Below are 20762 nucleotides of genomic sequence, written 5' to 3' on the forward strand. Positions count from 1 at the left end.
ATGAGCGGGCAACATCTCGAGCGGAACCACAACAGCGGTGCAAGCGGGGTCGGGCCCAATGGCGCGGGCGGCTCGACGGCGCTTCAACGTGGCCGCCCTCGGCCCGGAAGGCCCGGTCCACGGCCCGGAAGGCCCGGTCCACGGTCCGGACCGGAGCCCGACCCGGTGTCCGGAGAGCCCTGGCTTCCACCAAGTTCCGGGGAAGTTCTTTTGGTGACAGGAAACGTCAGGTTACAAGCCGAAGCAGAAAGGATCGCGGCCGCTGTCGGTGTCGGTCTCCGGACAGTCGTCGATTCATCCGCTGCCTCGCCCATGTGGGACACCGCAGGGATAGTGCTTCTTGGCAGCGATGTCCGCGAACTTCCGCCCCGTCGTCGTGCACCTTCCGTCTTGCTGGGCCTCAACGGTGAAGGGGACTCTTTGTGGCAATTGGGAGCGGCGCTGGGGGCCGAACGCGTGGCTGTATTGCCGGAAGCTGCAGCCTGGCTGGCTGAGCACCTCGGTAGGTCCCGCGATCCGGACCCCGGAGGATTGCTGCTTGGCGTGACGGGAGGATGCGGCGGTGCTGGCGCGTCCACGGCTGCGGTCTGGCTGGCCCAGGAAGCGGCCGTCCACGGAGTCCGGACACTGCTGGTTGATGGGGATTCCCGGGGAGGGGGTCTTGAGCTTTGCCTGGCCGCTGAAGATGCGCCAGGGCTGCGCTGGCCCGATCTTGCGGGTGCCAGCGGCAGCATCGGCACCGGGCAGCTCAGCGACTCACTTCCCGTAGCCGGAGGATTCTCCTTCTTGTCTTGGCCGGGCAGTCGCGACCGTTCCCCGGACGTGGAGCCCGGGGCCGTCGCGGCTGTCCTTGATGCGGCGCGGCGGGGATTTGAACTGATCATTGTCGATATCGGCCGCGGAACAGAATCGCTTGGCAGCTTCGCCTGGGACTGCGACAGGATCCTTCTTGTGGCACCGGCCCAACTCCGCGCAGCAGTCGCTACGGCCCGGCTTCTCCAGGAGCTGCCGCCCGTGGACACAGCCCTGGTGATCCGGGGGAATGCCGGTGCGGCCCTGGACGGACCGCTCATCGCCGAATCGCTGGGCCTGCCCCTTCACTGCGTGCTCCCCGAACTCCGCGGTACTGCCGCGGCGGCTGAACTCGGACGCCTTCTGGAATTCGGCAAGCGCAAGGCCGTGCGTCGTTTTGCGGAATCCGTCCTTCAACTACTCGACGACGGCGCAGTATGAGCGCCTCAGCATTCCCAAGCGGCGAGCGCCGACGCAATACCCGGCTTTTGGACGCCGCGCTCCTTGAAGCCGTGCGGGAAACCGTCATGGCCGACGCCGGACCGGTCACTCCGTCGCGCGTGGCAGCGGCCGTCCACGCCACGGGCAGGCTCCTCGGAACCGTTGGGGCGCTCGCCGCCGTCGAATCGATCAGCGCAGAACTGAGCGGACTTGGACCTCTCCAAGAGCTTGCACGCGATGGCGCCGTGACGGACATTTTCGTGAATGGCCCGGACTCGGTGTGGTTCGACCGCGGCAACGGGCTGGAACGGGCACGGGTGCATTTCGACGGCGAACCTCAGATCCGTGCCTTGGCCTCCCGCCTTGTGGCGGCGGGCGGGCGTCGCTTGGACGACGGTTCGCCGTGCGTCGATGTCCGTCTCGACGGCGGATACCGGGTGCACGCAGTACTGCCTCCGATTTCCACCGCCGGAACCTTGTTGTCCGTGCGGATTCGGCGCGAGGAGGTTTTCTCGATGGACGAGTTGCGTGCGGGAGGCATGTTCGGGGCGCCCGTCCAGCAGGTGCTGCAGGCCATGGTTGACTGCAGGCTGAGCTTCCTGATCAGTGGGGCCACCGGTTCCGGGAAGACCACATTGCTGTCCACGATGCTCGGCTTGAGTAGCCCGCGCGATCGGCTCGTCCTGATTGAAGACGCTTCGGAGCTGAACCCGGTGCACCCGCACGTGGTTTCCCTTGAGTCCAGGCACGGGAACCTTGAAGGCGGTGGCGCACTCGACCTTGGCGAACTCGTTCGGCAGGCGCTGCGGATGCGGCCGGACCGGTTGATCGTGGGCGAGTGCCGCGGTGCCGAAGTCCGTGAGCTGTTGACGGCACTCAATACCGGCCATGCAGGTGGCGGCGGAACAATCCATGCCAACACCGCCTCCGCAGTCCCGGCGAGGCTCGTGGCCTTGGGCGCCCTCGCAGGCTTGAGCCGGGAAGCGGTTCAACTGCAGCTTTCAACGGCATTGGATGCAGTGGTCCACGTCGAACGGACGCCTGCCGGAAGGAGAGTGTCCTGCATTGGATTGTTGGCGGAGGACGCGTCTGCCCAATCGATCGTGCCCGCTGTCGAACTGCGGGCGGGTGCCGCCGTTGCCGGCCCGGCGTGGAGTGACCTCGCAGCGCGCCTTGAGCTGGATCCCGGGCTCCTTCCTGGGCCCCTGGGACCGTTTTCCCGAGCGGATCACCTTGGGGCGATTGCGTGAGTGGATTCCTCATTCTCGTCCTGGCGGCCGCTGCGTGGGGGATCTTCCAACCGTCCCGGCGGCTTGGCAAACGGGTAGTGCGCGCTCTGTCTGGTGCTCCCTCGACTCGGCCCGGGCCTGGGCCCGTGGCTGGGGCTGGGGCCATGGCTGGGGCTGGGGCCATGGCGCGCATGCCGCGGAGACGCTCTCGCGCGGACGCATTGCCGCTAACCGTACTCGTACAGCAGTTGGCCGCTCTCCTCCGGGGTGGCCGTTCGACGTCGAGGCTGTGGGAGGAACTCTGGATGGTGCATGAAGCGAAGGATCACCGCATTGGTCCGGGCGACTCGGAGGTCCTCAAGGCCCGAGGAAAGGACCCGGGATTGCGCAAGCTATCATCTGGGTCTCTTCAAGTTCTCGCAGCAGCCCAGGCGGCCTCGATGATGGGGACATCGGTCGCCGAAGCCATCAGAACGTCGTCAGCGAACGATCTTCAGGGCGGGAATTCCGTGGAACGCCGAATCTGGAGAGAACTTGCCGCCTGCCTGGACGTTGCGGAGGCGAGTGGTTGTCCGTTAGCCGACGTGCTGAGCCGATTCGCCGCCCAACTTGACGCCGAGGACGACGCCGGTGATGCGCGGCAAACTGCCTTGGCCGGCCCGAAAGCCACTTTGCGCCTTCTGACCTGGCTACCGGTGTTCGGCCTGGGGCTGGGCATGATGCTTGGCGTGGACCCGCTGGAGGTCCTGCTGGCCAACGGAGTCGGATTGGCAGCGCTCGCGGCTGGCTGCGTCCTGACCGTCATCGGCAGAATCTGGTCATCTCGATTGGTGCGGGCCGCGGTGGGCGTTGACTGATGGGCCCGACCTTCCCTGCCATCGGGGTGTCCCTGGCGTTGATCTTCGCGGCAATTCTCGGGCTGGCGTATCAGGGAAGAACCCGGCGGCGCACAGCCTTGCGGATGCTTCGCGGCTCGCCCGGGAGCAACGGCCCGCTGAAGAACGCTCGCAGGGACGGGGCCGTAGACGCTCTCCCGAATCCGGAGCGGCAAGAAGGCCTACGCAATGTGCCCATGATCCTTGAGTTGGTGGCTGCCATGCTCGAGTCAGGGGCGGGGCTCGGAAGGTCCCTTGAGTTGATCGCCGGATGCGCGTCCCCGCAGCTCAGCCGTTCCCTGCGAACGGTGGTTGCAGCCCTCGACATCGGAACGGACTGGGAGACGGCATGGCGGAGTTCGGGCCAGAAGTGCATTGAAGCGCGCAGGCTCAAGGATGCGCTCGCCTTCGCTGCCCTGACCGGAGCGCCATCCTCGGCCATCCTTTATGCCCAGGCAGCACGCCTGCGGCGTGAACAGTTCAGGATGGCAGAGAAGCGCGCTGCCGCGCTCGGAGTGAAACTCGTGATTCCGCTGGGTCTGTGTTCCTTGCCTGCCTTCATCTGTCTCGGTGTCGTCCCGGTGCTGTTGGCAATGCTTCCGTCCGGGGGATAGCCGGCAGGCCCGCCCGAGTTTCCCTCCACACAAACGATCAGAAGCGAGTTTTCCACTTAGGAGACTTGGGGACTTTCGAAGCCTCGATACCGACGGAAGAGTCGAAGTACAGCCGGCAGCCACGCCGGCGCGAAGAAAGGAACTGAAATGAACACAACCGTCGACCCCGTCCATACCGCACTGGCCCTCGCCCAGGCAGCTCCTCCTCGGCGGGAGGCCGAGGTCCTCGAACTGTTCCCGGGCTCGTCGGTAAGCAGGACTGGTCGGCTGCCAACCCACCTCCATTCCAATGCTGAAACAGTCCGTGCGCGGTCCAGCGACGATTCTTCCGCTCCGAAACGGTCGAAGAAGCGGCCCAGCGGGTCCGAGCTTGGCATGGCAACGGCCGAGTATGCCATTGCCACGCTTGCGGCAGTGGGCTTCGCCGGACTCCTGGTGGTCATCCTTCGCAGCGAGGAAGTACGTGGCTTCCTCCTCAACCTCATTCGCAGCGCACTCTCCCTGCCATGACACCGCGCCGGGGTTCTAAGCGAGATGTTTTCCCTGAGAGGGACAACGGTGCCGTCACTGCGGAATTCGCCGTGGCCCTACCCACCGTCCTGCTTCTTTTGGCCTTGCTTCTGGCAGGATCGGCCGCTGGAATTACGCAGCTTCGCTTGGAAGAGGCGGCCAGGGCAGGAGCCAGGGCCCTCGCCCGCGGAGATGGCCACGCGGCCGTAGACGGAATCGTTCGAAGACTGGCAGGCGATGCCGCCTCGGTCGTCATTGCGGAAGACGGCGAATGGATAAACGTCACAGTCTCCGCCCGGGCCGTCGGCCCGTTGGGCTCTCTCATCCCGTGGTGGCTTTCGGCGACGGCATCTGCAAGGGGAGAAGCCCCGCAGTCGTCAGCAGCCACTGCGCCCCTCCTCGCCGTCGGAGGCGGCGTTGTGGACTTCAACGAGGCTATGCCGTTGCTTGGGCTCCAAGCCGCCGTGAAAGAGGTCGCGGCGTGAGGGTTGGTATCGCCCGCGTCGGCGATGGTTGTCGCGAGGCGGAGCACGGCTCGGGAACCGTTCTGGCCGTTGTCCTGGGCTTTGTTGTCATGATCTGCATGGCGGCGGCGTTGACCATGGCCCAGGCCATGGCGATGGCCCACCGCGCAGCATCTGCCGCCGATCTCGCTGCCCTCGCAGGAGCTGACGCGGCCCGCGGCCTGACAACCGGAGATCCTTGCGTGGTCGCCAGCGAAACGGCTGCGCGGCACGGAGCCTCGTTGTCGGCTTGCAGAGTGGGCGAAGGCGGGATCGTAGAGATCCGCACTGAGCTGGACCGCGGCGCAGTCTTCGGGACCGCAACCGGCCGCTCTCGGGCCGGGCCGCCTCCTTAAGCCGCGTCCCGCAGGAGCACGTCGATCAGGGTGACCGCGGCGTCCTTGTCCAGTGGATTGTTCTTGTTGCCGCATTTGGGGGACTGGACGCAGGAAGGGCAGCCGGTGTCACACTCGCATGCTTTGATGGCGTCCCTTGTGGCGGTCAACCACACTTTGGCCTTCTCGAAGCCACGCTCGGCAAATCCTGCACCGCCTGGATGACCGTCGTAGACAAAGATCGTGGGAACTCCGGTGTCGGCGTGGAGCGCTGTTGAGACTCCACCGATATCCCAACGGTCACTTGAAGCGACCAGAGGGAGAAGCCCGATGGCGGCGTGCTCGGCGGCGTGAAGCGCGCCCGGGAACTGGGCTTCGACAAGGCCCGCGCCAGTCAGCGAACGGTTGTGAACCACGAACCATACCGCCTTGGTGAAGAGATCCCTGGCCCCGAGCTCCAGCGGTTCTTCCCCCAAAACCTCATTGGAAATCAGTGCCTTACGTTGGAAGGAGACCACCTGTGTTGTTACCCTCACTTCGCCGAAGTGGACCGCGATATCCCCCCATTCCATGGTCCGGAGAGTCTGCAGGACCTCGATCTGCGTCACGTCCCGTGCTGTGGTGTAGTAGTCCGGGTTGGTTCGACGAACCACCACGCAGTGGTCTTCTTCGTTCAGTTCCTCGACCAAGTAACTGTCGCCTTGGTGCACATAGATCGCACCGGTGTGCGCCTGGTAGTGCGTCTGTGGCGAGTCCATGGTGCCCAACAGGGAGCCAGTCTCGGAGTCCACGATGCTTACGGGGCCGCCGCCATCTGCGCGGAGATTCACCATGGCCGCGGCGCTCTCGGGGTGGGTCCAGAACCAGCCCGCAGGGCGTTTCCTCAGGTACCCCTGCTCCACCAGCTGATTCAGCAGGGACTCGGACGTTGGACCGAACAGGTCAAGTTCAGCCACGCCGATCGGGAGCTCGGCCGCCGCCGCGCACAGATGGGGGCCGAGCACGTAGGGATTTCCGGGATCGAAGACCGTGGCCTCGACTGACACATCAAAGATCGCCTCCGGATGGTTGACGAGGTATGTGTCCAAGGGATCGTCGCTGGCCACGAATGCGGCGATGGCGTCTTGGCCCGCGCGGCCTGCCCGTCCGATCTGTTGGAACAGGGACGCCCTTGTCCCGGGCCAGCCAGCTACCAGCACTGCGTCGAGCCCGGAAATGTCGATACCCAATTCCAATGCGGACGTGCTGGAGACGCCAAGCAGCTCACCGGAACGCAGAGCCTTTTCCAAAGCCCGTCTCTCCTCGGGGAGATAGCCGGAGCGGTACGCAGCAACACGCTGGGGCAGGCTGGGGTCCACCTCATCGAGGAGGCGCTTGGTGATAGACGAAATAGTTTCTGCACCGCGCCTGGATTTGATGAAGGCGATGGTCCGTACACGGGAGGACACCAGATTGGCCAGCAAGTCCGCGGTCTCGGCCACGGCGGTCCTGCGGGATTTTGCCCCGTTTTCGCCCTTCAGCTCGGTCAGGGCTGGTTCCCAAAAAGCCACCGTCGTGGAGCCATGCGGTGAACAGTCTTCGGAAACTTCGCGGACGGGGGTGCCGATGAGCCGGGCAAAGGACGTGCCGGGGTCCGACGCTGTCGCCGACGCCGCAATGAATACCGGTTCAGGAAACGAGGTGCCGGCACCGTAGTAGGCGCAGATTCGCCGGAGCCTCCGCATGAGGTTGGCGACGTGGGACCCGAACACCCCACGGTAGCTGTGGGCCTCGTCCACGATGACGTACCGCAGCCTGCGGAAAAAGCGGGCCCACCACGTGTGGTTGGGCAGGATCCCGAAGTGCAGCATGTCGGGATTGGCGAGGATGAAGTTGGCGTGATCGCGGATCCAGCGACGCTGGGACTGCTCGGTATCGCCGTCGTACGTTTCCGCCCGGACCGTAGGGAGCTTGAGTGCACGGATCGCTGCCAGCTGGTCGGCTGCAAGGGCTTTGGTGGGAGAGAGATACAGGGTGACGGCACCGTCGTCGTGGATCTTGCCCGGCTCGGACAGCACCCGCAACTCGGAACGATGGATCGCGTCGAGGGCGGGCAGCTGGTAGGCAAGCGACTTGCCGGAGGCGGTCCCCGTGGCAATGACGACGTTTTGGCCCGAGTGGGCGAGCTCGGCTGCTTCGATCTGGTGCCGGTACGGCTCGTGGATGCCCAAGGCTCCGTAGGCGGCAACGACATCGGGATGCGCCCAGCCCGGCCATGACTCGTGGATCGCCTGGCGCGCCGGAATAATGCGGACATGTCGCAACTGCTCCGGGTCCGGGCTCCTGCCCAGAAGGGAGATCATCGATTCAGTTGCGTTCACTTGAACATTCTGTCACCGCGCCGGAAACCGACCGGCGCCGAAGGTCGGTTACGCCACAGGACCGTCCGCTACGCCACAGACAGGTCAGTCTCGTCGACCCGTTTGGTGGACATCATGAGTACCTGGCACACGTGCTTCCAGCCAAGGTGTGAGTAGAGATGCTGTCCGTCCAAGGAAGCCAGGAGGAGACCGCTTTCAACATCGTATTGAAATGCCTGCGCGGCGAGGGCTTTCATGATGAAGCTGCCCAGTCCCCGGCGCTGGTAGTTGGGCTCGGTGACGATCTTGTCGAACACCGCCGTCTGCCTGACCACGAACACCTGACCGCTGGCCGCCACCTTTTCGCCGGCATGGACCACCGCGTAATGGACGCCCTTGTTTTCGGAAGTCGTGAGCTTGAGGTCGTCATCCGAAAGCCACGGATCTTCCGCATCCTGCGTCCCCATGTCCACGATCATCATGGTTTGGGAATCCGAAGTGATGTTCAGCCCGTTCTCGCGAGCCAACTGGGTGTAGCGTGCGACGTCGTTCGTGAGGATCGTCAGGATACGAGTGTCCGCCTGGGCGGTCTTGGCTGCCAGCTCGGCGAACTCAGCATCCGACGGGTCGTGCGCAAAGAATTCCCAGTCGCCGGTTTTGTCCGCACGCAGGGCTGCCGGGAACCGGCCTTCCTTGCGCGTTTCGTAACTCCGGGACCCAGACCAGCCAGCCACCCAGACTTCGAGCAGCTCAGCGATGTCTTCAACCAAGGCGTCGTGACTCATGTAGAGAGACTATGCCAGCGGTCTGGGAATCAACAGGGGCCGTCAGTAACAGCTCCATTAACACTTAGAGCAGCCCGATGGCAGCCCGACACATGGGTTTGGGGCCACCAAGTACCCTTAAATACGTGGCTTTAAACAGAATTGTGCTCTTCTATGGCTTTACTCCGATCGCGGACCCGGACGCCGTTCGGCTCTGGCAGCGCGCCCTGTGCGAGAAGCTCGGCCTGACCGGGCGCATCCTTATTTCGCGGGACGGCATCAACGCCACCGTTGGCGGGGAACTGAACAACGTCAAGCAGTATGTGAAGACCACCAAGGAATACAGGGGCTTCCACGGTATCGACTTCAAATGGTCCGAAGGCGGAGCCGACGACTTTCCGAGGCTCAGCGTCAAGGTTCGCGATGAGATCGTGTCCTTCGGTGCCCCCGGCGAACTGAAGGTGGATGAGAACGGCGTCGTCGGCGGCGGCACCCACCTTCAGCCTGAGGAGCTCCACGCACTCCTGAAGGAAAAGAAGGCGGGCGGGCAGGATGTGAAGTTCTTCGACGGACGCAACGCCTTCGAAGCCCAGATCGGCAAGTTCAAGGACGCAATTGTTCCCGACGTCGCCACGACCCAGGACTTCATCAAGGAACTCGACTCGGGAAAATACGACGACCTTAAGGACCAGCCTGTCGTCACCTACTGCACAGGAGGAATCCGTTGCGAAGTCCTTTCCAGCCTCATGGTGAACCGCGGTTTCAAGGAGGTCTACCAACTCGACGGCGGGATTGTCCGCTACGGCGAAACCTACAAGGACCAAGGCCTGTGGGAAGGCTCCTTGTACGTTTTCGACAAGCGCATGCACGTGGAATTCAGTGAGGACGCCAAGACCATTGGCCAATGCGTCCGCTGCCAGGCGCCCACCAACAAGTTTGAAAATTGCTCCAATCTAAGCTGCCGCAACCTCACACTGTATTGCGCCGAATGTGCCTCGAGCCCGGAAACGTTGCGTTGCCCGGAAGGCTGCGCAGCCTAGGTCCGGTCGTTAGATCCGGCTCACCCGGTACGCGAAGTTCGCCGCTGCATTGGCGGTGATCGTGATACCCAGGACGGCGTCCGTCTCCAGCTGCAGGACCTTGACCCGCGTGGTGCCGCACCGCAGCATCACCTCGGTGAGGACTTCGCTCCCGTTGCGCACGGTGAATTCAGCGCTGCGGGCACCTCGGCACGCCAGCGTCACCGCATACGTTCCGCCCGGAAGCTGGGTGGTCTCTTCGTCTCGGGATTCGCCGGCGGACAACAGGCCGAAGCTGCTATAGAAGGACAGCCCGTTCACGTCTGGAAGCACGTCCTGCGCCCAAGCTTTCAGCGCGTCGCCCGTAACGGTCTGCCCCAGCGCCGGGTCGCGGGTCAGTACCGGATCCGTGATGACCGGCGACGGCGGACTGCTCACCGGCGCACGGCCGTCGTCGTAGCTGTATTCGCACGACGCCATCGTGCCGCACGCGAGCACGCCGCAAAGCACGACGGCGGGAATCGCCGACCGCGTCGTCGGTACCTTCAGGGCGCGTGCCCACCCCATCACCCGACTCTACGCCCGGCTGCAGCCCCGAACGAGGGGGCAGTTACGAAGCCGGTACCAGTTGGTACGCGTAGATCACGGGTGCATCCACGCTGCTTGCGCTGATGCTTAGCGGACCGGTCGAGGGAATCTTGAGGCGGGACGTTTCTCGGCTGCCATTGCACGCCGCCCCGGCCTCGGTGATCTGCGTACCGCCCGAGGAAACGTCGAAGAATGCCTTGCCGCCGCCGTCGCAGGCAACGGTCAGGACGTAGCTTCCCGCAGCGACGCTGGCGAAGCTCTTGACCAGGGGGGCGCGGTTCGGGATTTTACCGGAGTCCTCCACGACGACCCCGGCCGCCGAGGGCATGGTTGTCGCCTTCCACGCGGGGATGTCGGCGTTGGAGACGGATCCCCCGGAGGAGCATGCAGTCATCGCCAGGGTGGCTGCACCAATGACCAAAAGTGCAGCGAGACGCCAAGTGGAGGGGTGAAATGCCATGATTCAACGCTACCTGCTCGAACGCCTCCCCGCCGACGCAGCCGCCGACGCAGGCGCCAGCCACAGCCCCAATAGACTTGCACGGTGACTGATCCCGCAACGCCCGCTATCTTTGGTACCACCCCAACCACCCTTGACGCTCCCCGCACCGACCTTCCCGAGCTGCTCACAGCGCTCGCCGACGACCTGCGGAACGTTGGCTACACCGTGGACGGAGTGGCAGGACTTCTGGGGGAGTCCGCCCACGCGGCCCTCGCCCGGGATCAGCTCATCCCTGCACTCATCGTCACCGAACCGGCTGCCTCCACCGGAGACCCGGCGGCGGACCGCGCGAAAGCCGCGCTCGCCGTCGTCGTGCGCTTGTGGCTTCTCGCTGTCCCGCAGACCGAAGGCGACGTCGACGCCGCCCTGCCGCGCATCCGAACCTCGGGACTGATGGAGCTTGGCTTGGCGGAGAAGAACGACGGCGGTGCTGTCGCCGCCAAAGTGGATTTGAGGCCGTACGGCTGGGAATGTGACTCCGGAGCACACAACAGCGGCAGCGGCGGCGCCGAACTCTGGGTTTCCAGCGATCTTGCCGCCCACCAGCAGCCCGGCGTGCTCCGGCATGACCATGTGCTGGGCATCGGGCAGGCCTCCACCACGCTTGTCCAGACCACCATCCGCCGGCACTCGAAACGCGCCCTTGACCTCGGGACGGGCTGTGGAATCCAGACTTTTCACCTCCTGCACCACAGTGAGCACGTCACGGCCACGGACATCTCCGAACGGGCCCTCGCGTTCACCCGCTTCAACCTGATGCTCAATGCGGAGGCCCTGCACCTTGACCCGGCCGATCTCGAGTCCCGCGTGAGCTTGCGGCTGGGCTCGCTCCTGGAACCCGTGGCCGGTGAGACTTTCGATCTGGTGGTGTCCAATCCGCCTTTCGTGATTACCCCGCGAAGTGCCGGCGAGCGTTCTTCGGATCAGTTCACCTACCGCGACGGCGGGCTGCCCGGCGACGACATCGTCGCCAACCTCGTCCGCACGCTTCCCGACGTCCTCGCGCCCGGCGGCACGGCGCAAATGCTCGGCAACTGGGAGATCCCCGCGGGCAGCGGCTGGAGTGAACGGCCCGCGTCGTGGCTCGCAGGTTCCGGCACGGAGGCGTGGTTCATCCAACGGGAACAGGTGAGTCCCGAGCTGTACGCGGAGACCTGGCTGCAGGACGCCTCCGAAGGCCGTGACCGCGAGCTCTATCGCGATGCCTACGCCGCCTACCTGGAGGATTTCGCGTCCCGCAACGTGGAGGCAATTGGTTTCGGAATGATCTGGCTGCGCCGGCCGCAGGACGGGCGTCCAGGAGCTGCGCCCGCGCGTTTCGAGGAAATCACGTACCCCATCGAGCAACCGATCGGTCCGCACCTTGCCGCCGCCGTCGAACGCGCCGACTGGCTGGATACCCACGAGCTCGCCGACGCCCACCTGGTGGTGGCCGAGGACGTGACCGAGGAACGCCACCAGCGGCCCGGCGCCGAACACCCCGGCGTCATCTTGTTGCGCCAGGGCGCGGGGCTGCGCCGGACGAATCTGCTGAGCACCGAGCTGGCCGGCTTCGTGTCGGCATGTGACGGCGAGCTGTCCGTCCGCCAGCTGATCGGCGCCTTGGCCGCCCTGCTGGGTGGAGGGGACGACTTCGACGACGACGCTTTCCGCGCCGGGTTGCTCTCCGATGTGGGGAACTTGGTCCGCGACGGCTTCCTGCTTCCCGCGACATAGGACAATTGCGGCGGCACCGGCGGATAAACTGTTCCGGTGAATGAAGACAATGGGGTATCCACCGGGCTGGCATCCCCGAAGCGCCGGAAACGGCCCGAGAAGACGGTGGAGATCACCGATCCCAAAGCGATCCGTGCGCTTGCGCATGCAGCCCGGCTTGAGGTCATCTCGGAGCTGTATTCCACACAGCTGAGCCGCACGGCCACCGAGCTCGCCGCGCAGACCGGGCTCACGCCGAGCGCCATGAGCTACCACCTGCGGGCCCTCCAGAAATGGGGGATAGTGACTGCTGCGGACAACGAGGGCGATGCGCGCGAACGCCGTTGGAAGGCCGCGGGTTCGGACTTCACCATCAAATCCGGCGGCAACGCTCCGAGCCCGGAGATCGCCGTCGTCGAACTCGAACTGGACGCCTTCCGGCGTCGGGCGACCGCCTTCACCCGGGCCCGTGGTGAGCGGCGCCAGCGCGGCGAGGCCGCGAACGAGGCAGCCGCCATGGTGTTGTCCAGCGATCTGCTGTATTTGACTCCGGATCAGCGGACGGATCTCAAGGCCAAATTCCAGGACCTCATCAGGTCATATGAACTCGAAGATCCCACGCGGATTCCCGAAGGAGCAGTCCGAATCGCTACGATGTGGTCAATGATTCCGGACGACCGGACGCCGTCTTCAAGCTAGTCCCCACCGCCGTTCCTCCACAGCACTTGTGCACATGGAAACGCACGATTCTGCAAAATATGGTGAACTAGGCCAATATGGGCACGAGCCCAAGCAATTCATTTTTCTGTAGGAGAACCGTGCCCAGCAAGGCAAAAACCGGCAAGAAACTCGTGATCGTGGAGTCTCCGGCCAAGAGCAAGACCATCGCCAAGTACCTGGGCGAAGGCTTCATTGTCGAGGCCTCGATAGGTCACATCCGCGACCTCCCACAGCCCTCGGACCTCCCTGCAGAACTGAAGAAGACCTCGGTTGGCAAGTTCGCCGTCGACATCGAGAACGACTTCAAACCGTATTACGTGGTGTCCCCGGACAAGAAGAAAAAGGTTGCCGAACTCAAGGCCCAGCTGAAAGACGCTGACGCGCTCTATCTCGCAACCGATGGGGACCGCGAAGGCGAAGCCATCGCGTGGCACCTCCTGGAGGTCCTGAAGCCCAAGGTTCCCGTCTACCGCATGACCTTCGGTGAAATCACCAAGGAAGCCATCCACCGCGCCATGGACAACCTGCGCGACGTCGACAGCGCCCTCGTCGACGCCCAGGAAACGCGCCGCATCTTGGACCGACTGTACGGTTACGAAATCTCCCCGGTGCTGTGGCGCAAGGTTGCCCGTGGCCTGTCCGCCGGCCGTGTGCAGTCGGTCGTGACCCGCATGGTGGTTGACCGCGAACGCGAACGCATGGCCTTCAAGTCCGCATCGTACTGGGACCTGACGGGCCAGTTCGGTACCGGCTCCGCGACGTTCAAAGCGAAGCTCGCTGCCGTGGACGGCGCGAAGGTAGCCAGCGGCCGTGACTTCAACGACAACGGCATCCTCACCTCCGCGAACGCGGTCCACCTCAACGCGGAACTCGCGACGTCGTTGGTCGCCGGGCTGGAGAACGCGGACTTCCGCGTCCGATCAGTCGACACCAAGCCGTACACGCGCCGTCCCGCGGCGCCGTTCACGACGTCGACACTTCAGCAGGAGGCCGGCCGCAAGCTGCGCTTCACCTCCAAGAGCACCATGCAGATCGCCCAGCGCCTGTATGAAAACGGCTACATCACCTATATGCGTACGGACTCGTCCGCCTTGAGCGACGAAGCCCTCACGGCCGCCCGCCGCCAGGCTGCCGAGTTGTACGGTCCCGAGTACGTGCCGCAGTCTCCCCGCGTCTACGCCAACAAGGCAGCCAACGCCCAGGAAGCCCACGAGGCCATCCGCCCCGCGGGTGACTCCTTCCGCACCCCGGCGCAGGTGGCCAACCATCTGACCGGCGACGCTTTCCGCCTCTACGAACTCATCTGGAAGCGCACCATTGCGTCCCAGATGGGCGACGCCAAGGGCTCCACCGCCACCATCCGCCTCGGCGCAGTGGCTAACGATGGTCGCGACGCCGAATTCTCGGCCTCCGGAACGGTCATCACCTTCCCGGGCTTCCTCGCGGCCTACGAAGAAGGCAAGGACGAGAGCCGCGGCGACGACGACTCCGACGAAGCCCGGCGCCTGCCCAACGTGGCAAAGGATGATTCCCTCACGGCTTCGGAAATCGTTGCTGTTGGCCACGAGACCTCGCCACCGCCGCGGTACACGGAAGCATCGCTGACGGCGGAGCTGGAAAAGCGCGGCATTGGCCGTCCGTCCACCTACGCGTCCACGATCTCCACCATCCAGGACCGCGGCTACGTCCGGAAGCAGGGGTCCGCGCTGGTCCCCAGCTGGATCGCCTTCTCCGTGATCCGCTTGCTGGAGCAGCACTTCACGGACTACGTGGACTATGAATTCACGGCGGACATGGAAGGCGACCTGGACAAGATCGCCAACGGCCAGGCCGTCGGTGCTGCTTGGCTCAAGCACTTCTACTACGGTGAAGATGCCGATCCGGGCCTGCTGAGCATCGTCAACAACCTCGGTGAAATCGATGCGCGCGAGATCAACTCGGTGCCGATTGCCGAAGGGATCACCCTGCGCGTCGGCAAGTTCGGGCCGTACTTGGAAAGCTCGATCCCCACCATCGATCCGAAGACCGGCGAAGTCGTGGAGTCGGCGCGTGCCAACGTCCCCGAGGATCTCGCTCCGGACGAACTTACTGCGGCCAAGGCCGTGGAGCTCATGGAAACTGCTGCCCCCGAGGAACGTGTCCTGGGCGCAGACCCGCACACCGGGCACACCGTGGTTGCCAAGAACGGCCGCTACGGCGCTTATGTCACCGAGATCATCCCCGAGATGACGGAAGAGCAGCTGGCAAACCAGCCGGTGGAGTACTACAAGAACGGCAAACCCAAGCCGCCGAAGAAGCCCGTCAAGGCCAAGCCGCGCACAGGCTCGCTGTTCAAGTCAATGTCCGTTGACTCGATCACGCTCGACGAAGCCATTCAGCTCATGAGCCTGCCCCGCGTCCTCGGCGCGGACGCCGAAGGCAACCCCATTACGGTGCAGAACGGCCGCTTTGGGCCCTACTTGAAGAAGGGCACGGACTCGCGGTCCATCGGATCCGAGGAAGAGATCTTCACGATCACCCTGGACCAGGCACTGGAGATCTACTCCCAGCCGAAGCAGCGTGGTGCGCGTGCAGCCGTACCGCCTCTGGCCGAGTTCGGTCCGGACCCGGTCTCGGAGAAGAACATCGTGGTGAAGGAAGGCCGTTTCGGCCCGTACATCACCGACGGTGTCACCAACATCACGGTTCCGCGCGCCACGTCCTTGGAGGAGCTGACCCGGGAGCAGGCAATCGAGCTGCTTGCCGAGAAGCGCGCCAAGGGCCCGGTCAAGCGGACCACCACGACGGCCCGCAAGGCGCCTGCGAAGAGGGCTGCTGCTAAAAAGTAGTCCTGGGTTGCCGAATTCGTGGGTGTGGGCCGGGGGCTGCGTTCGGGAACGCAGCCCCCGGCCCACACCCACGTACGGGGTTTCCCGGGTTTCCACATAGCTCGATTGGCTGCTTCCGGGCAGTCCGCTGTTCGCCGAAGCTTGTGCAGTGAACAGTTACGGAAACATTGACTCCGTCGTCCCGGTGGACCCGCTGGCGGAACTTTGGGATTACATGGAACCGGCGAAATCCTCGGCAGCTTCCGCACCGCCAGGCGCACAAACCGCCGTGGTTTCGGCGCTCACAAACTCGGGGGTGCATCTGCTTCCCGCGGGCGGGAACATGTGGCGGACAGAGGAATTGCTGTCCCAAGGACTGAGCAAGCGACACATCAATGAGAACCTCCGCTCCGGCGCACTGGTGAGGGTCCGCACGGGCGTCCTGGTCCGGGGCACCTTCTGGCGTGGGCTTTCGGACGATGGCCGGGAGCGAGCTCAGTTGGCGGCGTATTGCCGTCGGACCCTCCGCGTTACGGCGGACGGGTTGACGTTCAGCCACACCTCCGCCGCCCGTCTGCACCGTCTGTATTTGTGGAAGGCAGATCAGTTGATCCACGTCATCATTCCCTACCACGCAGCTAGTGGATCCCATGCTGCCGACGTCAGGGCTCATTCAGGCCTCCTCCTGCCCGGGCAACGGATCGAGATTGATGGACTTCCGGTGACATCACTCGACCGCACCGTTCTGGACTGCGCGCAGATACTGAATTATCGGCAGGGCCTGATTCTCTTGGACCACGGGTTGAGGCGCGGATGCAATCGTGAGTGGTTGGAGTCAGCGTGCGCCAATCTGGTCGGTGCCCGGGGAGTCACCGCTTTCCGAAAAGCACTGGCCTTTGCGAACCCATTGTCCGAATCCCCAGGGGAGACATTGACCCGGGACGCGATCGCCAAGCTCGGATTCCCGGATCCCGTGCTCCAGTTGCGGGTCCAAACACCTCGTGGCGCTTACCGGTTCGACTTCGCGTGGCCGCACCTTCGGGCCGCGCTCGAGTTCGACGGCAAGGCAAAGTACTTCGACTACAAGCCAACTGCAGAAGTGATCTTCGAAGAACGGCAAAGGGAGAAACTGCTGACTGAGCAGGGCTGGCGGATCCTGCGCATTGATTGGAAAGGCCTCTTCGACGAACGCGGTCTGAAAGTACGTCTGCTCAGGCTTCTTCGGGGCTGAGATCGTGGGTCTGGGCCGTGGACTACGTCCCGGGCCGGAACGCAGCCCCCGGCCCGCACCCACGATCTCGACGGCGGGCGGGCGTCGGGAGAGCCGGGAATTGCTTCGAACAGGGGAACCGTGATCGAGTGGAACCATGACAGATCAGCCTGCAGCCCCGGAATCCCTGCCTTTGAATGACCTTGAGTCCAAGCTCGCAAAGTCCGGGCAACCCGACGCGAACCCGGTGGACGTCATCCTGGCCTTCCTGAACAACGAGGTCTACATCCTGAGCACCGACTCCTTGGATAAGCCTGACGCCGCCGTGGAGCCGCTTGTCCTCGCCAACTCCGAGGGCCAGCCTGTCCTCGCTGTCTTCAGCCACCCGAGCCGGGTCGAATCCCACTTCCTCGAGGCCGCGCCCAACGTCCTGGGCACCCACGGTTCTGCGATTCTGGACAGCATCGGTGACGAGCTGGGCCTGGTGATCAACCCCGGCAGCGAGCACGGCTTCGAGATGGGCCCGGAAGGCATCGCCAACGTCCGCCGCGACTTCACCCGCGCCGACGGAGCCGACGGAGCCGACGAAGCCCCGGACTCAGCCGCAGATGCGGCCGTAGAAGCAGGCAACGACGGACCCCGGGACTAATTGACTAACCGCCGGCACGAATCGGCAGTCGTGTTGCTTCACATGCTTCGAATCGGGGAATAATGGCAGAATGCGTCTTGGCGTCCTAGACATCGGTTCCAACACCGTCCATTTGCTTTTGGTGGACGCGCATCCAGGCGCACGCCCGGTCGCGTTTGCCTCCCACAAGCGTCCACTTTCGCTGGTTCAGTTCCTGGACGCCGAGGGTAACATCAACGACGCCGGACAACACGAGTTGATCGAGTTCGTCCTTGAAGCGTGGGAGTTCGCGGCCCGCCACAAGGCCGAGGACCTCCTGGCTTTTTGTACCTCGGCCATCCGCGAAGCGACCAACGGCGTCGAGGTCCTCGCCCGGGTGAAGCACGAGACCACCGTGACCTTGCAGGAACTGACCGGCAGCGAAGAAGCCTCCATGACGTTCTTCGCGGTTCGACGCTGGTACGGCTGGGGCGCCGGGCCGATTCTGGACCTGGACATCGGCGGCGGCTCCTTCGAAATGGCGTTTGGCCAGGACGAACTGCCCGAGCTCGCAGTGTCGGTACCGCTTGGCGCCAGCCGCCTGACCAGGGACTGGCTCCACAATGACCCGCCCACGGCCAAGAGTGTCAAAGAGCTGCGCAAGTACATCCGCAATACTCTCAAGCCCGTCGTACGTGAGTTCAAGCAATTGGGCCGGGCCAACCTGGTGGCCGGAACCTCCAAGACCTTCCGTTCGCTTGCACGCATCGCAGGCGCGGCCCCCAGCGGCGCCGGTCCGTACGTCAAGCGCGAACTTCACGCCACGGACTTGGGACTCTGGGCGCAGCGGATCTCGGCCATGACCGTCGAGGACCGGCTGTACCTCCCCGGCGTATCGGATGCACGGGCAGCGCAGATCCTCGCGGGAGCCCTTGTGGCCGAGGCCGCATTGGAAATGTTCGAGTTTCCCAGCATGGAGATCTGCCCTTGGGCCTTGCGCGAGGGGTTGATCCTGCGCCGACTCGACCAGCTGATCTTTGACGGCCCGCTGGCCCCGGCTCCGCATGTCGGGCTCGGAGGCGCGGTACCGGTACCACGCTTGGGCCCCAACACCGGAACGGCCGCGCCCGCTGCAGTATCCATACCAATTTCCATCGCCGGGAGGCAGGCCAACTAACATGAGCACCGACGTCGAGCACTCCGAAGAAGACACGCCGAGGATCCCGGTGGCGCTATCCAGCGCTTCTGTCTATCCGCTCAGCGTCCATGACGCCTTTGCCGTGGCCCAGGACCTGGGGTACGACGGTGTCGAGGTGATGGTGACCAACAACGCCACCAGCCAGAACCCGGATGCCCTCATCCAGCTAAGCCATCGCTACGACCAGCAGATCGTCTCCATCCACGCCCCCACCCTGCTGCTGACCCAGCAGGTTTGGGGTCCGGCATGGAACAAGATCGAGATGTCCTGCCAGATGGCGCGCGAGGTCGGCTGCAACACCGTGGTGGTCCATCCGCCGTTCCGGTGGCAGTCGAACTATGCGGAGAACTTCGCTGCCGGTGTACGCGAGATTGCGGCGATGTACCAAGTGCACATCGCGGTAGAGAACATGTACCCGTGGCGTGTGCGCGGCCGGGAGGCGCTCGCTTACCTTCCGCACTGGGATCCGATGGGCCAGGATTACGACGACGTCACCTGGGACTTCTCACACGCCGCCACCGCGGGTGCCAACAGCCTTGAGGCGATACGGGCGCTCGGGAGCAAGCTGCGTCACGTCCACCTCACGGACGGTTCGGGCTCGGGCAAGGACGAACACTTGATCCCCGGTTACGGGACCCAACAGTGCGCCGAGGCGCTGCAGTATCTCGCATCCAACGGATTCGAGGGCACCGTGGTTGCCGAGATCTCCACGCGCAAGGCCAAAGCTGCCGGTGAACGCGAGGAGTGGCTCGCCGAAACGCTTCGCTTCGCGCGCCAGCACTTGGGGGCGCCGCTCGTGGGAGCCTTCGAGATCTAGGTTCCGCGAGATTCAGGGCCCGACGACGTCGGGCGGCTGAGTCGCGGTCGCGCCTGCCGTCGGACACGGCGCGGCCGGTTACCGCCCGCTTCTGCCAGCACCCCTTAAACGAGAAAGCACCGGCGGTCGATACGGGAAAATGGGGGGAAACCCGTTCGACCACCGGTGCTTGTGGCGGACATCCCCATGCCCGCCTCATCACTCGCACCCTCAATGAGGTAACTACTAAGTTACGGAGCGATATTGGGTGCAGCCTGCAATAACCTTGGGAACTAGCTGGGAATCCCGGTTCCCCTGCTGAGTCCCGGAACTGGTTCTGCAGCGGCGCAGCCGAACTGGCATCATGGAGCCATGAGCAACCGAATCGCATTCCTTGGCTGTGGGTCCATGAACGAGGCCATCCTGGGTGGCCTTCTGGCTGCCGGAACGGATCCGTCGGACGTCGTCGCCACCGTACGTCGCGCAGAACGCGCCGCCGAACTGGCTGAGCGCCACCATGTGATGACCATCGCCGGAGCCGAGGAGCCAGACAACAACAAGCTGGCTACGAAGGGCGCTTCGGTTGTCATCTTGGGTGTCAAGCCTGTCGGCATTGCCGATCTCGCCCGGGAAATCTCGCCCTCACTGGCCAAGGACACCATTGTGATCAGTGTTGCCGCTGCTGTGTCCATCGCCCAGCTGGAAGCAGCCCTTCCGGCGGGCCAGCCCGTCATTCGCACGATGCCCAACACGCCCGCCAAGCTCGGCCGTGGAGTGGTCTCCGTTTCGCCCGGAACCAACTGCACTCCCGAGCAGCTTCAGCTGGCCAAAGACATCCTCGCCGCCGCAGGCACCGTGGTGGAAATCCCCGAGAAACAGGTTGATGCCCTGTCCGCCATCAGTGGCTCGGGCCCTGCGTACGCGTTCTACCTTGCGGAGGCCATGGCTGCCGCCGGGGTCGAGCTTGGCCTGGATCCCGAGCTCTCCCTCATGATTTCCCGCGAGACCGTAGCAGGCGCGGGTTTTATGCTCGCCGAGCCCGGAGCAGACCCCACTGCGCTCCGCATCGCCGTGACGAGTCCCAACGGCACCACGGAACGCGCCATCGCGGCGTTCAACGACGGCGGGATACCTGCGATCATCGCCGACGGAGCCCGCGCTGCAGCGGCCCGGGCTGCGGAAATCACGCAGCAGCTCGCCTAGGCTTGCCCCAAGAGT

20 protein-coding genes are annotated in these 20762 nt (G+C 64.4%); 16 read left to right on the forward strand and 4 right to left on the reverse strand.

The genetic code is table 11. The features are described 5' to 3' along the window. Window positions 1-213: 213 nt before the first annotated feature. The 7 genes from ssd to ABD742_RS02080 all read left to right on the forward strand — a co-directional run bounded on the left by ssd (window position 214) and on the right by ABD742_RS02080 (window position 5320). Window positions 214-1233: a septum site-determining protein Ssd gene (gene ssd / locus ABD742_RS02050; protein WP_234748726.1), complete on the forward strand. Its 1020-nt coding sequence runs from the start codon at window positions 214-216 to the stop codon at window positions 1231-1233. After that, a complete protein-coding gene (locus ABD742_RS02055) occupies window positions 1230-2483 on the forward strand; it encodes a TadA family conjugal transfer-associated ATPase (protein WP_234748729.1) in 1254 nt (417 codons plus the stop codon). The genes ssd and ABD742_RS02055 overlap by 4 nt, the downstream gene beginning before the upstream one ends. A 161-nt stretch (window positions 2484-2644) precedes the next feature. Then, window positions 2645-3319 (forward strand): type II secretion system F family protein, encoded by a 675-nt coding sequence (locus tag ABD742_RS02060; protein ID WP_234749190.1) that lies wholly within the window; start codon window positions 2645-2647, stop codon window positions 3317-3319. After that, on the forward strand, window positions 3319-3951 hold the full coding sequence (locus tag ABD742_RS02065) for a type II secretion system F family protein (protein WP_234748731.1): 633 nt from the start codon (window positions 3319-3321) through the stop codon (window positions 3949-3951). The genes ABD742_RS02060 and ABD742_RS02065 overlap by 1 nt, the downstream gene beginning before the upstream one ends. 147 nt (window positions 3952-4098) lie before the next feature. Beyond that, on the forward strand, window positions 4099-4461 hold the full coding sequence (locus ABD742_RS02070; protein WP_234748733.1) for a DUF4244 domain-containing protein: 363 nt from the start codon (window positions 4099-4101) through the stop codon (window positions 4459-4461). Next, a complete protein-coding gene (locus ABD742_RS02075) occupies window positions 4458-4946 on the forward strand; it encodes a TadE family type IV pilus minor pilin (protein ID WP_234748734.1) in 489 nt (162 codons plus the stop codon). Before ABD742_RS02070 ends, ABD742_RS02075 begins: the two co-directional genes overlap by 4 nt. Next, window positions 4943-5320, forward strand: a complete 378-nt coding sequence (locus ABD742_RS02080) for an Rv3654c family TadE-like protein (protein WP_234748736.1) — start codon at window positions 4943-4945, stop codon at window positions 5318-5320. Before ABD742_RS02075 ends, ABD742_RS02080 begins: the two co-directional genes overlap by 4 nt. Here the strand turns inward: ABD742_RS02080 and ABD742_RS02085 are convergent. Beyond that, entirely contained in the window at window positions 5317-7641 is a 2325-nt protein-coding gene (locus tag ABD742_RS02085) for a DEAD/DEAH box helicase (RefSeq protein ID WP_268818823.1), read from the reverse strand. The genes ABD742_RS02080 and ABD742_RS02085 overlap by 4 nt on opposite strands. Window positions 7642-7727: 86 nt before the next feature. Further along, complete coding sequence (locus tag ABD742_RS02090) at window positions 7728-8423, reverse strand: GNAT family N-acetyltransferase (RefSeq protein WP_234748740.1); 696 nt, start codon at window positions 8421-8423, stop codon at window positions 7728-7730. Between the two features lie 125 nt (window positions 8424-8548). Here ABD742_RS02090 and trhO point away from each other — a divergent pair, with 125 nt between their 5' ends. Beyond that, window positions 8549-9442: an oxygen-dependent tRNA uridine(34) hydroxylase TrhO gene (trhO, locus tag ABD742_RS02095; protein WP_234748742.1), complete on the forward strand. Its 894-nt coding sequence runs from the start codon at window positions 8549-8551 to the stop codon at window positions 9440-9442. A 9-nt stretch (window positions 9443-9451) separates the two neighbouring features. On the opposite strand, the gene ABD742_RS02100 is transcribed toward trhO, so the two are convergent. After that, window positions 9452-9988, reverse strand: coding sequence for a hypothetical protein (locus tag ABD742_RS02100; RefSeq protein WP_234748744.1), 537 nt, complete (start codon window positions 9986-9988; stop codon window positions 9452-9454). Between the two features lie 43 nt (window positions 9989-10031). After that, a complete protein-coding gene (locus ABD742_RS02105) occupies window positions 10032-10469 on the reverse strand; it encodes a hypothetical protein (protein ID WP_234748746.1) in 438 nt (145 codons plus the stop codon). Window positions 10470-10553: 84 nt separating this feature from the next. Between ABD742_RS02105 and ABD742_RS02110 the strand changes: the two genes are divergently transcribed. The 8 genes from ABD742_RS02110 (at window position 10554) to proC (ending at window position 20747) form a co-directional block, all read left to right on the forward strand. Then, window positions 10554-12227, forward strand: coding sequence for a DUF7059 domain-containing protein (locus ABD742_RS02110; RefSeq protein WP_234748748.1), 1674 nt, complete (start codon window positions 10554-10556; stop codon window positions 12225-12227). A 36-nt stretch (window positions 12228-12263) separates the two neighbouring features. Continuing rightward, window positions 12264-12905 (forward strand): ArsR/SmtB family transcription factor, encoded by a 642-nt coding sequence (locus ABD742_RS02115; RefSeq protein WP_234748750.1) that lies wholly within the window; start codon window positions 12264-12266, stop codon window positions 12903-12905. Between the two features lie 119 nt (window positions 12906-13024). Continuing rightward, the gene (topA, locus tag ABD742_RS02120; protein ID WP_234748752.1) at window positions 13025-15754 is read left to right on the forward strand and encodes a type I DNA topoisomerase; all 2730 of its coding nucleotides are present in this window, start codon (window positions 13025-13027) and stop codon (window positions 15752-15754) included. 148 nt (window positions 15755-15902) lie between these two features. Beyond that, window positions 15903-16964: a hypothetical protein gene (locus ABD742_RS02125; RefSeq protein WP_234748754.1), complete on the forward strand. Its 1062-nt coding sequence runs from the start codon at window positions 15903-15905 to the stop codon at window positions 16962-16964. 136 nt (window positions 16965-17100) lie between these two features. Next, complete coding sequence (locus ABD742_RS02130) at window positions 17101-17592, forward strand: SseB family protein (protein WP_234748756.1); 492 nt, start codon at window positions 17101-17103, stop codon at window positions 17590-17592. Window positions 17593-17662: 70 nt separating this feature from the next. Beyond that, window positions 17663-18727, forward strand: coding sequence for a Ppx/GppA phosphatase family protein (locus tag ABD742_RS02135; RefSeq protein ID WP_234748757.1), 1065 nt, complete (start codon window positions 17663-17665; stop codon window positions 18725-18727). 1 nt (window position 18728) lies between these two features. Then, complete coding sequence (locus ABD742_RS02140; RefSeq protein WP_059389509.1) at window positions 18729-19565, forward strand: sugar phosphate isomerase/epimerase family protein; 837 nt, start codon at window positions 18729-18731, stop codon at window positions 19563-19565. A gap of 351 nt (window positions 19566-19916) precedes the next feature. Next, window positions 19917-20747 carry a pyrroline-5-carboxylate reductase gene (proC, locus tag ABD742_RS02145; RefSeq protein WP_234748760.1) on the forward strand — a complete coding sequence of 277 codons (831 nt, stop codon included), beginning with the start codon at window positions 19917-19919 and terminating at the stop codon, window positions 20745-20747. Window positions 20748-20762 lie beyond the last annotated feature (15 nt).

This window comes from Arthrobacter ramosus, from assembly GCF_039535095.1.
GTDB classification, from domain to species: domain Bacteria; phylum Actinomycetota; class Actinomycetes; order Actinomycetales; family Micrococcaceae; genus Arthrobacter; species Arthrobacter ramosus.